This is a genomic window from Mesorhizobium sp. B2-5-11 (genome assembly GCF_006440835.1).
Lineage (GTDB): Bacteria > Pseudomonadota > Alphaproteobacteria > Rhizobiales > Rhizobiaceae > Mesorhizobium.
The window spans coordinates 1,004,199-1,017,481 of sequence record NZ_VFUK01000001.1 but is presented as its reverse complement, the minus strand read 5'-3'; the positions used below and the strand labels follow the sequence as shown (position 1 = coordinate 1,017,481).

At 62.7% G+C, this 13,283-nt stretch carries 16 protein-coding genes; 12 read left to right on the top strand and 4 right to left on the bottom strand.

Going from position 1 to position 13,283, the window contains the following annotated elements; translation table 11 throughout:
- Nucleotides 1-34: 34 nt before the first annotated feature.
- The 5 genes from purC (at nucleotide 35) to FJ490_RS05080 (ending at nucleotide 2,977) form a co-directional block, all read left to right on the top strand.
- Nucleotides 35-829: a phosphoribosylaminoimidazolesuccinocarboxamide synthase gene (gene purC, locus FJ490_RS05100; protein WP_127282327.1), complete on the top strand. Its 795-nt coding sequence runs from the start codon at nucleotides 35-37 to the stop codon at nucleotides 827-829.
- 69 nt (nucleotides 830-898) lie between these two features.
- A complete protein-coding gene (purS, locus tag FJ490_RS05095; protein WP_140517697.1) occupies nucleotides 899-1,138 on the top strand; it encodes a phosphoribosylformylglycinamidine synthase subunit PurS in 240 nt (79 codons plus the stop codon).
- 60 nt (nucleotides 1,139-1,198) lie between these two features.
- Nucleotides 1,199-1,867, top strand: a complete 669-nt coding sequence (gene purQ / locus FJ490_RS05090) for a phosphoribosylformylglycinamidine synthase subunit PurQ (RefSeq protein WP_140564695.1) — start codon at nucleotides 1,199-1,201, stop codon at nucleotides 1,865-1,867.
- A 41-nt stretch (nucleotides 1,868-1,908) separates the two neighbouring features.
- Complete coding sequence (locus tag FJ490_RS05085; protein WP_140564697.1) at nucleotides 1,909-2,319, top strand: hypothetical protein; 411 nt, start codon at nucleotides 1,909-1,911, stop codon at nucleotides 2,317-2,319.
- Between the two features lies 1 nt (nucleotide 2,320).
- On the top strand, nucleotides 2,321-2,977 hold the full coding sequence (locus FJ490_RS05080; protein WP_140728287.1) for a Pr6Pr family membrane protein: 657 nt from the start codon (nucleotides 2,321-2,323) through the stop codon (nucleotides 2,975-2,977).
- A gap of 18 nt (nucleotides 2,978-2,995) precedes the next feature.
- Here FJ490_RS05080 and FJ490_RS05075 read toward each other — a convergent pair whose 3' ends face one another.
- Nucleotides 2,996-3,241, bottom strand: a complete 246-nt coding sequence (locus FJ490_RS05075; protein WP_140522056.1) for a DUF1127 domain-containing protein — start codon at nucleotides 3,239-3,241, stop codon at nucleotides 2,996-2,998.
- Between the two features lie 94 nt (nucleotides 3,242-3,335).
- On the opposite strand from FJ490_RS05075, the gene FJ490_RS05070 reads away from it, so the two are divergent.
- The 6 genes from FJ490_RS05070 to FJ490_RS05045 all read left to right on the top strand — a co-directional run bounded on the left by FJ490_RS05070 (nucleotide 3,336) and on the right by FJ490_RS05045 (nucleotide 10,033).
- Nucleotides 3,336-4,742, top strand: a complete 1,407-nt coding sequence (locus tag FJ490_RS05070) for a PLP-dependent aminotransferase family protein (RefSeq protein WP_140728286.1) — start codon at nucleotides 3,336-3,338, stop codon at nucleotides 4,740-4,742.
- Nucleotides 4,743-4,962: 220 nt separating this feature from the next.
- Nucleotides 4,963-7,194, top strand: coding sequence for a phosphoribosylformylglycinamidine synthase subunit PurL (purL, locus tag FJ490_RS05065; RefSeq protein WP_140583352.1), 2,232 nt, complete (start codon nucleotides 4,963-4,965; stop codon nucleotides 7,192-7,194).
- Between the two features lie 49 nt (nucleotides 7,195-7,243).
- A complete protein-coding gene (locus FJ490_RS05060; RefSeq protein WP_140728285.1) occupies nucleotides 7,244-7,777 on the top strand; it encodes a hypothetical protein in 534 nt (177 codons plus the stop codon).
- Between the two features lie 123 nt (nucleotides 7,778-7,900).
- Nucleotides 7,901-8,134: a BolA family transcriptional regulator gene (locus tag FJ490_RS05055; protein WP_140493839.1), complete on the top strand. Its 234-nt coding sequence runs from the start codon at nucleotides 7,901-7,903 to the stop codon at nucleotides 8,132-8,134.
- Nucleotides 8,135-8,287: 153 nt separating this feature from the next.
- Nucleotides 8,288-8,623: a Grx4 family monothiol glutaredoxin gene (grxD, locus tag FJ490_RS05050; RefSeq protein WP_013532137.1), complete on the top strand. Its 336-nt coding sequence runs from the start codon at nucleotides 8,288-8,290 to the stop codon at nucleotides 8,621-8,623.
- A gap of 141 nt (nucleotides 8,624-8,764) precedes the next feature.
- Nucleotides 8,765-10,033: a multidrug effflux MFS transporter gene (locus tag FJ490_RS05045; protein WP_140493841.1), complete on the top strand. Its 1,269-nt coding sequence runs from the start codon at nucleotides 8,765-8,767 to the stop codon at nucleotides 10,031-10,033.
- A gap of 47 nt (nucleotides 10,034-10,080) precedes the next feature.
- Here the strand turns inward: FJ490_RS05045 and FJ490_RS05040 are convergent, their stop codons facing one another.
- From FJ490_RS05040 to rpsD, 3 genes are all read right to left on the bottom strand, one after another.
- Nucleotides 10,081-10,908, bottom strand: coding sequence for an inositol monophosphatase family protein (locus FJ490_RS05040; RefSeq protein WP_140522050.1), 828 nt, complete (start codon nucleotides 10,906-10,908; stop codon nucleotides 10,081-10,083).
- Nucleotides 10,898-11,791 (bottom strand): tRNA 2-thiocytidine(32) synthetase TtcA, encoded by an 894-nt coding sequence (gene ttcA, locus FJ490_RS05035; protein ID WP_140728284.1) that lies wholly within the window; start codon nucleotides 11,789-11,791, stop codon nucleotides 10,898-10,900. Before ttcA ends, FJ490_RS05040 begins: the two co-directional genes overlap by 11 nt.
- 129 nt (nucleotides 11,792-11,920) lie before the next feature.
- A complete protein-coding gene (gene rpsD, locus FJ490_RS05030) occupies nucleotides 11,921-12,538 on the bottom strand; it encodes a 30S ribosomal protein S4 (protein WP_140493847.1) in 618 nt (205 codons plus the stop codon).
- 412 nt (nucleotides 12,539-12,950) lie between these two features.
- Between rpsD and FJ490_RS05025 the strand changes: the two genes are divergently transcribed.
- Nucleotides 12,951-13,157, top strand: coding sequence for a hypothetical protein (locus FJ490_RS05025; RefSeq protein ID WP_140583357.1), 207 nt, complete (start codon nucleotides 12,951-12,953; stop codon nucleotides 13,155-13,157).
- Nucleotides 13,158-13,283: the final 126 nt, after the last annotated feature.

Sequence of the window (13,283 nt, the reverse complement as noted above, 5' to 3'; positions counted from 1 at the left end):
TTGCCGCCTGCCCGCAAATCCAGAGAAAAATCAAATGAAAAATCGCCGCCGCATTTATGAAGGCAAGGCCAAGATACTTTATGAAGGCCCTGAGCCCGGGACGCTGATCCAGTTCTTCAAGGATGACGCAACCGCGTTCAACAAGAAAAAACACGAAGTCGTCGATGGCAAGGGCGTGCTTAACAATCGCATTTCCGAGCACATCTTCAATCATCTCAACCGGATGGGCATTCCGACCCACTTCATCCGCCGGCTCAACATGCGCGAGCAGCTGATCAAGGAGGTCGAGATCATCCCGCTCGAAGTGGTGGTGCGCAATGTCGCCGCCGGTTCGCTGTCCAAGCGCCTTGGCATCGAGGAAGGCACGGTCCTGCCCCGCTCGATCATCGAATTCTATTACAAGGCCGATGCGCTCGACGACCCGATGGTCTCTGAAGAGCACATCACGGCCTTCGGCTGGGCGAGCCCGCAGGAAATCGACGACGTCATGGCGCTGGCCATTCGCGTCAACGACTTCCTGTCCGGCCTGTTCATGGGCGTCGGCATCCAGCTCGTCGATTTCAAGATCGAATGCGGACGCCTGTTCGAGGGCGACATGATGCGCATCGTCGTAGCCGACGAGATCTCGCCCGATTCCTGCCGGCTGTGGGACGTGGCGACGCAGGACAAGCTCGACAAGGACCGTTTCCGCCGCGACATGGGCGGCCTCGTGGAGGCCTACCAGGAAGTCGCCCGCCGTCTCGGTATCATGAACGAGAACGAGCCGCCGCGTCCAACCGGACCGGTGCTCGTCGCGTCGAGCGAGCCGCCGAAGGGCATGAAGCACTAATTGCCAGCAACGGGCTTGCCGGAAACGGCAGGTCCGGCGCAGACCGATACCGATCATTCAGGAGCATCGATGAAAGCCCGTATCACCGTAACCCTCAAAAACGGCGTGCTGGACCCGCAAGGCAAGGCGATCGAGCATGCGCTGTCGGGGCTAGGTTTTGACGGCATCGGCTCGGTGCGGCAAGGCAAGGTGTTCGACGTCGAGCTCGCCGGGACCGACAAGGCCAAGGCCGAGGCCGATCTCAAGGCCATGTGCGACAGACTGCTGGCGAACACGGTGATTGAGAACTATAGTGTGACGCTTACCTGAGGTTGTGCCGGAGGCACGGATGCCCCAACTTGCCGAAACCCAGAGGCCTTACGAACCAAAATGAAATCAGCCGTCGTCCTCCTGCCTGGCCTTAACCGCGACCGCGATATGATCGCGGCGCTGACCAAGATTTCCGGCAAAGCGCCAGCCACGGTCTGGCAAACCGACACCGAAATCCCGGATGTCGACCTGATCGCCATTCCCGGCGGCTTCTCCTTCGGCGACTATCTGCGCTGCGGCGCGATCGCGGCGCGCATGCCGGTGATGCGGGCGGTCGCTGAAAAGGCGGCCAAGGGCGTCATGGTCATCGGCGTCTGCAACGGTTTCCAGATCCTGGTCGAGGCCGGCCTGCTGCCGGGAGCGCTCATGCGCAACTCCTCGCTCAAATTCGTCTGCCGGCAGGTGAAGCTCGAGATCGCCAACGCCAACACCATGTTCACCCGCCGCTACCAGCCGGGCCAGATCATCCGCTCGCCGGTGGCGCATCACGACGGCAACTACTTCGCCGATGCCGAGACGCTTGCACGCCTGGAAGGCGAAGGCCAGGTGGTGTTCCGCTATGCGGACGGCACCAATCCCAACGGCTCGATCAACGACATCGCCGGCATCATCAGCAGCCGGGGCAATGTGCTGGGCCTGATGCCTCATCCCGAGAACCTGATCGAAGCGGCACATGGCGGCAATGACGGGCGGGCGTTGTTCGAAGGCGCGCTCGGCATCGCCGCCTGATATCTTCCGAAATTCTTTCAGAACCTGGGGGCGGCCTGACGATGAGACTGACGATTACTCGCTTTGCTCTCCTGGCTGCCGCCGGCCTTGCGCTGGCATCCTGCCAGTCGGGTCCGAAGAGCGCTCCGCCGCCTTCCGGCAAGAGCGCGGCGCTGCTGGCCATGGAACAGGTGGCGATCTCCGCCCATAAATGCTGGATCGCCAGCAAGGACCCGGCCTTCAAATCCTACCAGATGGCCAATGAGCTGAATTCGTTCAGCGGCACGCCGCGCTTCCTGCTGGTGCCGGCCAAGCATTATGGCGGCAAGCCGCTGCTGGTGGTGCAGGCGCAAGGCAATTCGAGCCGTGTAGACGTGTTCGGTCCGCTGATGGCCGAGCCGCTCGGCGCGCGCATCGGCTCCGACATCGCCCGCTGGCAGGCCGGCAATCCGGCCTGCGCCGCCGCCGCGTAAGATGGGCCGGCTGCTGCAGGTCGCGGGTCTGGTCGCAGGGCTGGCCGGTCTTTTCCTGCAGTTCTCGATCACCGTTCCGGCCTCGATGGAAGCCGGCCGCGGCCTGATCGGTTCGGTCGTCTTCTACTTCAGCTTCTTTACCATCCTGACCAATATCGGTGCGGTGCTCGTCCATGCGTCGCTGCTGTCGCCCGCCGGCCATGCCTGGTTTCCGGCCTTTGCCGGAGCGCGGATGCGGGCAGGCGTCGCCGTCGCCATCACCGTGGTCTTCATCGTCTACGCCACCGTGCTGGCACGCCTCTGGCAGCCGCAGGGCCTGTTCCTGCTGTGCGACGTGCTGCTGCACTATGTGACGCCTGCACTGTTCGTGCTGTGGTGGCTGGCCGCCGGTGCCGACGGCAAGACGCGATGGCAAGACGTTTCCTGGTGGATGCTTTATCCGCTCGCCTATCTGGCCTATGCGCTGGCGCGGGCGTCCATAACAGGCGAAGTGCCCTACCCGTTCCTCGATGCCGCCAGGAACGGCATCGCCAGCGTCGCCATCGCCTCGCTGGCCATCACCGCCCTTTTCCTGGCGCTATGCGTTGGCGCCGTGCTTGCGGACCGCGGCCTGTCGCGGATCAGGGCGCCAGTTGTGCAGCCACGCAAGCAGGATTGAACATTGCATCGCGCCTGTTCATTCCCAGAATGGCCTGATCCCTTCGCGATGGGCGTCGCAGCGGGAAATGCCGATGTCCTTCAACTGGTCGTCGGTCATGTCCAGCAAGGCGAGCCGGCTGCGCCTGCGCTCCAGCAGGCCGTCGATCCAGCGCCCCAGCGATTTGACCATACGCACGATGCGGCTGACAAAGCCGCCGCGGCCCACAGGTCGCGCGGCGAACAATCCTGCGGCTGTCTGGCTGATTGTCTCGATTGTATCCATCTTCGCTCTACCAAAGCTGCAAATTGCACTCTTTTATTCCACACAATGCATGTGAATTGACTCATCGTTCGACGCAATATACAAAATTGTCACCATGACAAATTGGCTTCCCGACCTCACCGCCAGCTCCGGCCCGCTTTATCAGCGCCTTGCTGACAGCATTGAGTCAGATATCGACCGCGGCGTGATCGACGCCGGGGCAAAGCTGCCACCGCAGCGGGATCTCGCCTATGACATCGGCGCAACCGTCGGCACGGTCGGCAGGGCCTATCAATTGTTGCGCGAGCGCGGGCTAGTCAGCGGCGAGGTCGGGCGCGGCACCTATGTCCTCGGCCGGCAGAACGCGAAGCCCGACTTCATAGCGCCGGACGCGCAAGGCACGCGCGACATCGATGCGCCGCGCGGCAAGCTGCGCTTCGACAGCACCGCGGCGCCCGATGTCGGCCAGGGCGCCATCGTCACCGAAGTGCTGTCGCGCACGGCTTCGGATCATGCGCATGAGATTTCGAGCTACACGCGGGATTTTCCCGAGCGCTGGTTCGAGGCCGGCGCCAGTTGGCTGTCGCGCAACTCGTTTCGACCGAGCGCCGATACGATCGTGCCGACGCTCGGCACCCATGCCGCTGTCATGGCGGCGATCGCCGCACTGACCACGCCCGGCGATTACGTCGCCTTCGAGCACCTGACCTATTCGCAGATTTCGCGCAGCGCCGGCCTGATCGGTCGTCGCACGGCGCTGGTGGCATCGGACCATCAGGGTCTCGACCCCGACGATTTCGAGCGCGTCTGCGCGCAAAAGCACCCGAAGATGATCTTTCTGATGCCTACGGTGCAGAATCCGACGCTGGCGATCCTGCCGGCAGCGCGACGTGAGGCAATCGCGCGGATCGCGCGTGAATACAATGTCGTCATTATCGAGGACGATCTTTACGGCGGCCTGACCGAAGATCCGACGCCAATGCTGGCCGACTATGCACCCGAGCGCACCATCGTCGCAGGCGGCCTGTCGAAATCGGTAGCGGCTGGCGTTCGCGGCGGCTGGCTTTCCTGCCCGCCCGCTTATCGCCATCGCATCCGCGTTGCCCATAAGATGATGACCGGAGGCATGCCTTTCCTGCTGGCCGAGGTGAATGCCCGGCTGGTGCTGTCGGGCCAGGCCGCGGACATACGCAAACGGGCCATCGCCGAAATCAACGCCCGCACCGCCATCGTGCGCGAGACTTTGGCCGGCTTCGAATTCAAGTCGCGGGACAATATACCCTTTGTCTGGCTGACCTTGCCCGACCCCTGGCTTTCCGGCACGTTCAAGAACGCCTGCCTCGAGCACGGCGTGCTGATCGACGACGAAGACGAGTTCAAGGCGGGCCGTTCCGAGCAGGTCTTCCACGCTGTGCGCTTCGGCATTTCGCAGCCGAGGCAGCGCAAGGACATCGCGGACGGCGTTGCGGCAATCCGGCGGCTCCTCGATGAGGGCCGTGCAGGCTACGACAGTTTTTCCTGATCCGCATCGCCTTGGAGCGTCGACGTTCAGGACGACGGCATGCCTCCAGGCAAGACCGAGGCGCGTCGGTTGAGTCCGGTCCGGTGGAACGCGCGTTCAAGGCGCCGCGGCTTTCTCCGGATTCAGCCACTTTTCGTCGGTCCATGGGTGTATCGGCCGCAAAGCTTGCGATAAGAGGAGACTCAAAATCCCAAGCTCCCACGGATAAAAACCGCCGCCCATGACCATTTCCAATTCCGTGCCGATCACGCCCGAGCTCATTGCCGCGCACGGGCTGAAGCCAGACGAATACCAGCGCATCCTCGACCTCGTCGGGCGTGAGCCGAGCTTCACCGAACTTGGCATCTTCTCGGCGATGTGGAACGAGCATTGCTCGTATAAATCCTCGAAGAAATGGCTGCGCACGCTGCCGACGACCGGCCCGCGGGTCATCCAGGGACCGGGCGAGAATGCCGGCGTGGTCGATATCGGCGACGGCGACTGCGTCGTCTTCAAGATGGAGAGCCACAACCACCCCTCCTTTATCGAGCCCTACCAAGGGGCGGCGACAGGCGTCGGCGGCATATTGCGCGACGTCTTCACCATGGGCGCGCGGCCTATCGCGGCGATGAACGCCTTGCGCTTCGGTGCTCCCGATCATCCCAAGACCAAGCACCTGGTGGCGGGAGTGGTTTCCGGCGTCGGCGGCTACGGCAACTCCTTCGGCGTGCCGACGGTCGGCGGCGAGGTCAATTTCGACGCCCGCTACAACGGCAATATCCTGGTCAACGCTTTTGCCGCGGGTCTTGCCAAGACGGACGCGATTTTCCTGTCGGAGGCCAAGGGCGTCGGCCTGCCGGTCGTCTATCTCGGCGCCAAGACCGGTCGCGACGGCGTCGGCGGCGCCACCATGGCCTCAGCCGAATTCGACGACAAGATCGACGAGAAGCGCCCGACCGTGCAGGTCGGCGATCCCTTCACCGAAAAGTGCCTGCTTGAAGCATGTCTCGAACTGATGGCGTCCGGTGCGGTCATCGCTATCCAGGACATGGGTGCTGCCGGCCTTACCTGCTCGGCGGTCGAGATGGGCGCCAAGGGGGATCTCGGCATCGAGCTCGAGCTCGACAAGGTTCCGGTGCGCGAGGAGCGCATGAGCGCCTACGAGATGATGCTGTCGGAAAGCCAGGAGCGCATGCTGATGGTGCTGCGCCCCGAAAAGGAAAAGGAGGCCGAGGCGATCTTCCACAAATGGGGGCTCGACTTCGCCATTGTCGGCAAGACGACCGACGATCTGCGCTTTCGCGTCCTGCATCAGGGTGATCAGGTTGCGGACCTGCCGATCAAGGATCTCGGCGACAAGGCACCGGAATATGACCGTCCGTGGATCGAGCCGAAGAAGCCGGCGCCGCTTGCGGCCAATGACATTCCGCAGGCCGATGTCGCCGACGCACTGCTGAAGCTGCTCGGCGGCCCTGACCTGTCGTCGCGCCGCTGGGTGTGGGAACAGTACGACACGCTGATCCAGGGCAATTCGCTGCAGCTTCCCGGTGGCGATGCCGGCGTGGTGCGGGTCGAAGGCCATCCGACCAAAGCGCTGGCTTTCTCGTCGGACGTGACGCCGCGCTATTGCGAGGCCGATCCCTATGAGGGCGGCAAGCAGGCGGTGGCCGAATGCTGGCGCAACCTGACCGCCACCGGCGCGCTGCCGCTGGCCGCCACCGACAATCTCAATTTCGGCAATCCGGAACGGCCGGAGATCATGGGTCAGTTGGTCGGCGCGGTGAAGGGCATTGGCGATGCCTGCCGCGCGCTCGGCTTCCCGATCGTTTCGGGCAATGTCTCGCTCTACAACGAAACCAATGGCCAGGGCATCCTGCCGACGCCGACCATCGGCGGCGTTGGGCTGATCGCCGACTGGTCGAAGATGGTGCGGGCCGGCTTCGCTGCGCAAGGCCAGATGATCCTGCTGGTCGGCGCGCCGGCCTCATGGGGCACGCATCTCGGCCAATCGGTCTACTTGCGCGACATCCACGGCCGCAGCGACGGCCCGCCGCCGCCGGTCGACCTCGACCATGAAAAGCGTGTCGGCGACCATGTGCGCGCCCTCATCGCGTCCGGCATCGTCACCGCGGCTCACGACGTTTCCGACGGCGGCATTGCGGTCGCGCTGGCCGAGATGGCGATGGCATCAGGCATCGGCGCGACCGTCCCCGGACTGGCCGGCACCGATCCTATTCCGGTCTGGTTCGGCGAGGACCAGGGCCGCTATCTCCTGACGCTGTCAATCGATCCAGACAGTAAGGACTGGGACGCGATCCGCAAACAGCAAAGCGAACTCGCCATTTTCGCGCCCTGGATCGGCTCGACCGGCGGCGACACGCTGAAACTCGGCGAGGCACGGGCGATCCCGCTCGGCGAATTGACCGCCGCGCACGAAGGCTGGTTCCCGCGCTTCATGGATCAGGCCATTTGAGCAGAGCGTGATCCCGAAAAGTGGGAACCGATTTTTTTCGGAAAAGATCATGCTCAACCACAGGAAACTGGCCGTCCGGGCACTGCTTACAGTCGTCTTCTGGCCATCGCTGTTCTTCTTCTGGTTTCTCGGCCCGTTCGTCTTTTTCCTGCTGTCGACGACATCGAGCGAGGTCTGCGCCCGGTTGGATACACGCGCGGAGTTCCTCGCCGCGGCCAACGACACGCTTCCGATGCTTGGCCTGCAAAACCTTTTCTATGCAGTTCCGCTTGTCTGCCTGGTGCTTTGGAGCCGGCTTCTGCCGGACCGGGCACGGACAAGGCACATCTTCACCTGCATAAAACTTTTCGCCGTCGCGGCCGCATTGGGGGCACTGTGGGAGTATGGCTCCTCGCTGGCCTGCGATGGCTACGGCCAGCCGTTCTTCTCGCCCGTCTGGCGGATGACCGCCTACCTGCCGATTGCCAACCTGGCGATCAACCTTCCCCTCTATGTGCTGACCTTCAGCCTTGGGCGGACCTTCTCGACGCCCGAGGACGAGCCCGCAGACGACGCCGGCGGTCAGAGCGAGAACGCGTCGTGAGCCACAATCGCGCTGGGGCTGGACGGAACGGCTTCAATCCCGGCCGGAAAGGCTTTAGGTTCACCCCGACTCTCATCGCACGGGCAGCCACGCCGCAGCCCGCCCTAAAAACAGGAATTTGCCATGGCAATGGATGCCCGCGACATTGAAAAACTGATCAAGGAGGGGATCCCGGACGCCAGGGTGACCATCCGTGACCTTGCCGGCGACGGCGATCACTATGCGGCCGAAGTGGTCGCCGAGAGCTTTCGCGGAAAAAGCCGCGTGCAGCAGCACCAGATGGTCTATGACGCGCTGAAGGGCAATATGGGCGGCGTGCTGCACGCGCTGGCGCTGCAGACCAGCGTGCCGGACTAGGGGCTTCCAGCGCCAAAGTCGCTTGGCCCAAAACGCCGCATCTTTTGCGCCATTCAGGCCACCACGCGGCTAAAGTCTTGTTTCGGGCAACCTATGGGTTTATCTGATGGAAAAGCTTCGAGCCTGACTCCCACAGGCGGGAAAGGATATTCCATGAGCGGCATCAACGACTACATCGACAACGAGGTGAAGGGCAACGACGTCGTGCTTTTCATGAAGGGCACGCCCGGTTTCCCGCAATGCGGATTTTCCGGCCAGGTTGTCCAGATCCTCGACTATATCGGCGCCGACTACAAAGGCGTGAACGTGCTGGATTCGGCCGAGCTGCGCCAGGGCATCAAGGAATACTCCAACTGGCCGACGATCCCTCAGCTCTACGTCAAGGGCGAATTCGTCGGTGGCTGCGACATCGTGCGCGAAATGTTCCAGGCGGGCGAGTTGCAGACATTCCTTGTCGAGAAGGGCGTGAGCGTCAAAGGCGCCGCCTGATTTCGGTTGGGCATGTCGCCGTCGACATGCCCTGAGCACCGGGGCAGCCCCGCCTCGGCAATTTTGCGTCCGGGACCCGGACCAGGACGAGCCAATGCGCCGGGCCACCGGCGCGTTTTCGTTTGAGAGATCGGACTTGCCGTGGACCAGCAGACGTCAGCACCGCAATCGGCAAGCAAATTGCCCATTCCGCGCTGGGAGTTCATCGCGCTGTGCGCAGCGCTGATGGCGCTCAATTCGTTGGCCATCGACATCATGCTGCCGGCGCTGCAGCAGATCGGCGCCTCGCTTGGCGTCGAGAACGAAAACCACCGGCAATATGTCATCACCGCCTATATTCTGGGTTTTGGCGGCGGACAGCTGTTTTTCGGACCGCTCTCGGACCGATTCGGGCGCCGTGCGCCGCTTGTCGCCGGCCTGATCATTTATGTGGCGGCGGCCGCCGCGGCCGCCATATCGCCAAGCTTTGAAACGCTTCTACTTTGCCGGGCCGTGCAAGGCATCGGTGCGGCCGCGACCCGCGTCATCGCCGTCTCGATCGTGCGCGACACGTTCGATGGCCGGCGCATGGCCGAGGTGATGTCGCTGATCTTCATGGTGTTCATGGCGATCCCGGTGATTGCTCCCGGCATCGGCCAGTTCATCATGCTGTTCGCGACCTGGCATTTGATCTTCGTCACCATGGCCGTCGGCGCGCTTGTCGTCTCGGCCTGGTCGCTGCTGCGCCTGCCCGAGACGCTACATCCGGAATATCGCCGGCCATTGACCGTCAATGCCATTGTCGGCGGGTTCCGCATCGTGCTGACCAACCGCGTCGCGATCTGCTATGCCTTCGCCAGTACGTTCATCTTCGGCGCCATGTTCGGCTTCATCGCCTCGGCGCAGCAGATTTATGTCGACATATTCAATGTCGGCGAATTGTTTCCGGTCATCTTTGCCGGCGTTGCCGGCGTGCTCGCCTTCTCCAACTATCTGAACTCGCGTCTTGTCGGCCGCATCGGCATGCGCCGCCTGTCGCAGAGCGCGCTGCTGTTGTTTCTGGTCATCAGCCTGGCCTGGCTGGTCGTTTCGCTGGAAATGAAGATGCCGCTCTGGCTGTTCGTCACCTTCTTTGCCTGCGCCATGCTCCCTTTCGGTGCGCTCGGCGCGAATTTCAATGCCTTGGCTATGGAGCCGCTTGGTCAGCTGGCCGGCACGGCCTCGTCCATTCTGGGCTTCATGCAGACGTTTCTCGGCGGCATTCTCGGCACGCTGATCGGCCAGGCTTTCAACGGCACGGTGACGCCATTGGCCGCCGGCTTCTGCAGCGTCTCGGTCGCAGCCCTGCTGATGATCTTCATCGCCGAACGCGGCAAGATGTTCCAGCCGCAGAATCAACCCGTCTCGGGGCACATTGCCGATCTGCATTGAATTGTCGCCTTTGCGGCGCTCGGCTGGGTAATCGAATTGGCAGCCGGCTATTGCGCCCAGAGTTCGCTGCGCAACTCGCGCCAGCTTTCCCGGTCGGGTGCGACAAGCAGGCCGCCGCCGACATGCGACGGTAGGTAGGCACTGGCGTCGAAACGCGCGGCGTGGCCGCCGGCCTCGGCATGAATCAGGACACCGGGCAGATGGTCCCACGGCATCAGCTTGTTGTAGACGACGAAATGGGCATGGCCGCTGGCCAGCAGGCGATATTCATGCGCGGCGCAGCGATAGGCGAATTGCGACAGGATTTTCGTCTGGTTGCGCGCCAGCCGCGACCGCTCTGGTTCGGCCATGTACTGCCAGGAGACGGAGCCGGTCATTCCCGAGATCGGCACGGGCGCCGCGACACGCACTTTTTCCAGGTTGCCATGCGCGTGCCTGATATGGCTGCCGGCGCCCCTGGCGCCGATCAGCCAGTCCTTGCCGACCGGATCGTGGATGATGCCTGCGACGGTCTCACCCCGGACCACGACACCCAGCATGACGCCGAACAACGGCACGCCGGAAGCGAAATTGAAAGTGCCGTCCACCGGGTCGATGGTGAAAGCCAGATCGGCATCGCCAAGACCGTCGAGCAGCGCCGGATTGTCGGAACAGGCTTCCTCGCCGACAATCATGGCCGTTGGGTAGCGCTCACGCAGCTTGGCGGTGATCAGCCGCTCGGCACTGACGTCGGCTTCCGTCACCAGGTCGGCGGCCGACGTCTTCTGGCGGACGTCGCCGCCGCCCAACCGGCGAAAGCGCGGCATGATTTCGGCTTCGGCTGCTTCGGCCAGGGTGCTGGCCAGCCAGTCGATCGCGGTATCGTCAAATGTCATCGGAAATGTCTTGCCTGCTGGAGAGCGTTTCATCGAGTGCGGCGAAATCGAACAGTTTCCTGTCGAGCAGATGCGACGGCCTGGTGTTGGACAACGCACGCAGCATCGTGTCCTTGCGCCCGGGCATGCGCTTTTCGATATCGTCGAGCATGGCCTTCATGGCGTTGCGCTGGAGACCTTCCTGGGTGCCGCAGAGATCGCAAGGGATGATCGGGAACCGCATCGCCGCGGCGAGCTTTTCCAGATCGATTTCGGCGCAATAGCTCAGCGGCCGCAGCACCATGACGTCGCCCTCGTCGTTGAGCAGCTTTGGCGGCATGGCGGCGAGACGGCCGCCGTGGAACAGGTTCATGAAGAAGGTTTCGAGAATGTCCTCGCGATGATGGCCGAGCACCAGCGCCGAGCACCCCTCCTCTCGGGCTACGCGATAGAGATGACCACGCCGCAGGCGTGAACAGAGCGAGCAATAGGTGCTGCCCTGCGGCAGCTTGTCGGTGACGACGGAGTAGGTGTCCTGGTATTCGATGCGGTGTGCAATGCCGTGGGCATTGAGGTAATCGGGCAGGATGTGCTTGGGAAAGTTCGGCTGGCCCTGGTCGAGATTGCAGGCCAGCAGCTCCACCGGCAGCAGGCCGCGCCATTTGAGGTCCAGCAGCATGGCAAGCAGGCCGTAGGAATCCTTGCCGCCCGACAGGGCCACCAGCCAGCGCTCGCCTGGCCTGACCATCGAAAAATCCTCGATCGCCTGGCGGGTCAGCCGCAGCAGCCGCTTGCGCAATTTGTTGAACTCGACCGAAGACGGCACATCGGCGAACAGCGGGTGAAAACCGCCTTCGATGTCGGCGGCCTGCTCAAGCGATTGAGCGTCTGGCAGCATGTTCATGGCGTCGGTTCCAAATCCTGGAGCAACGAACGTTCGGAGCTTCGTTGCCGCCCGGATTAGCGGACATGGCCGACAAAGAAAAGGCCGCCTCGATGGGCGGCCCCTTCCGGTCTCGCAAAAAGCCTTCGCTTAACGCGAATAGAATTCGACGACGAGGTTCGGTTCCATCTGGACGGCGAACGGAACGTCCGCCAGGCCCGGGATGCGCGAGAAGGTCGCGGTCATCTTGTTGTGATCGGCTTCGATGTAGTCCGGCACGTCGCGCTCGGCGAGGCCGACCGATTCCAGGACGATCACCAGCTGCTTCGACTTTTCACGCACTTCGACGACGTCGCCCGGCTTGCAGCGGTACGAGCCGATGTTGACGCGCTTGCCGTTGACGTTGACGTGGCCGTGGTTGACGAACTGGCGGGCGGCGAAAATGGTCGGAACGAACTTGGCGCGATAGACGACCGCGTCCAGACGCGACTCGAGCAGGCCGATCAGGTTCTCCGAGGTGTCGCCCTTGCGGCGATCGGCCTCTTCATAGACCTTGCGGAACTGCTTTTCCGAAACGTCGCCATAGTGGCCTTTCAGCTTCTGCTTGGCGCGCAGCTGCAGGCCGAAATCGGAAAGCTTGCCCTTGCGGCGCTGGCCGTGCTGGCCGGGGCCGTATTCACGCTTGTTGACCGGGGACTTCGGGCGGCCCCAGATGTTTTCGCCGAGACGGCGGTCGATCTTGTACTTCGCGGATTCGCGCTTGCTCATCGCATTCCCTTTCAAAACAACATAACCCGGAGCCTCATGGTCCGGGTGAAGGAAACGCGCCCTCCTTTGGCCTCCGTTTTCGAGACCTGACAGGGTTTTTCCACGCAACGCGGCGAAAAACCCACGGGACACGTCAGTTCAAACAAGACCTTGGAAAACAGACTGGCTTCCGTCGGGGTCTTGCGCATGCAAAACAAACCACCGGGCGTTGCGGCCCGGTGTTGGGAGCGCTGTTAAACAGAGATTTAACCGATGTCAAGGTTCCAACTGGCGCCGCCCGCGCTATTAGAACAATTCCCGGAAAGCGCTAGCGGTTTCTACCCGGGATTGTGTAAAAAATCGGAGCGGGGCGGCGATTCCCTGAAGCTGAACCGCTCCAGGAAGGGACTTGAGCAGAGGAGCCCGAATTCGGATGAAGAAGTTCTTTCTAAGCCTGACTGGTGCGACGGTGTTGGCCGGATCGATGGCCGTCATCACGCCGGAGCCGGCGATGGCCAGGCATTGGCAAGGTCACCGGCCTCATCAGGTATGCCGGATCGTGGTCAAGAAGCGCGTCGTCTGGCGCCATGGTAACCGCCATGTCATTCGCCAAAAAGTGCGACGCTGCCACTGGCGCTAACAGCTGCCACCGGCGCTAACAGCTGCCACTGGCGCTAACAGCCGCCACTGGCGCTGATTACGTCGGCCATTGACCAGACAATAACACCAAGGCCTGCGACCCCGTCGCGGGCCTATTTCTTGCCAT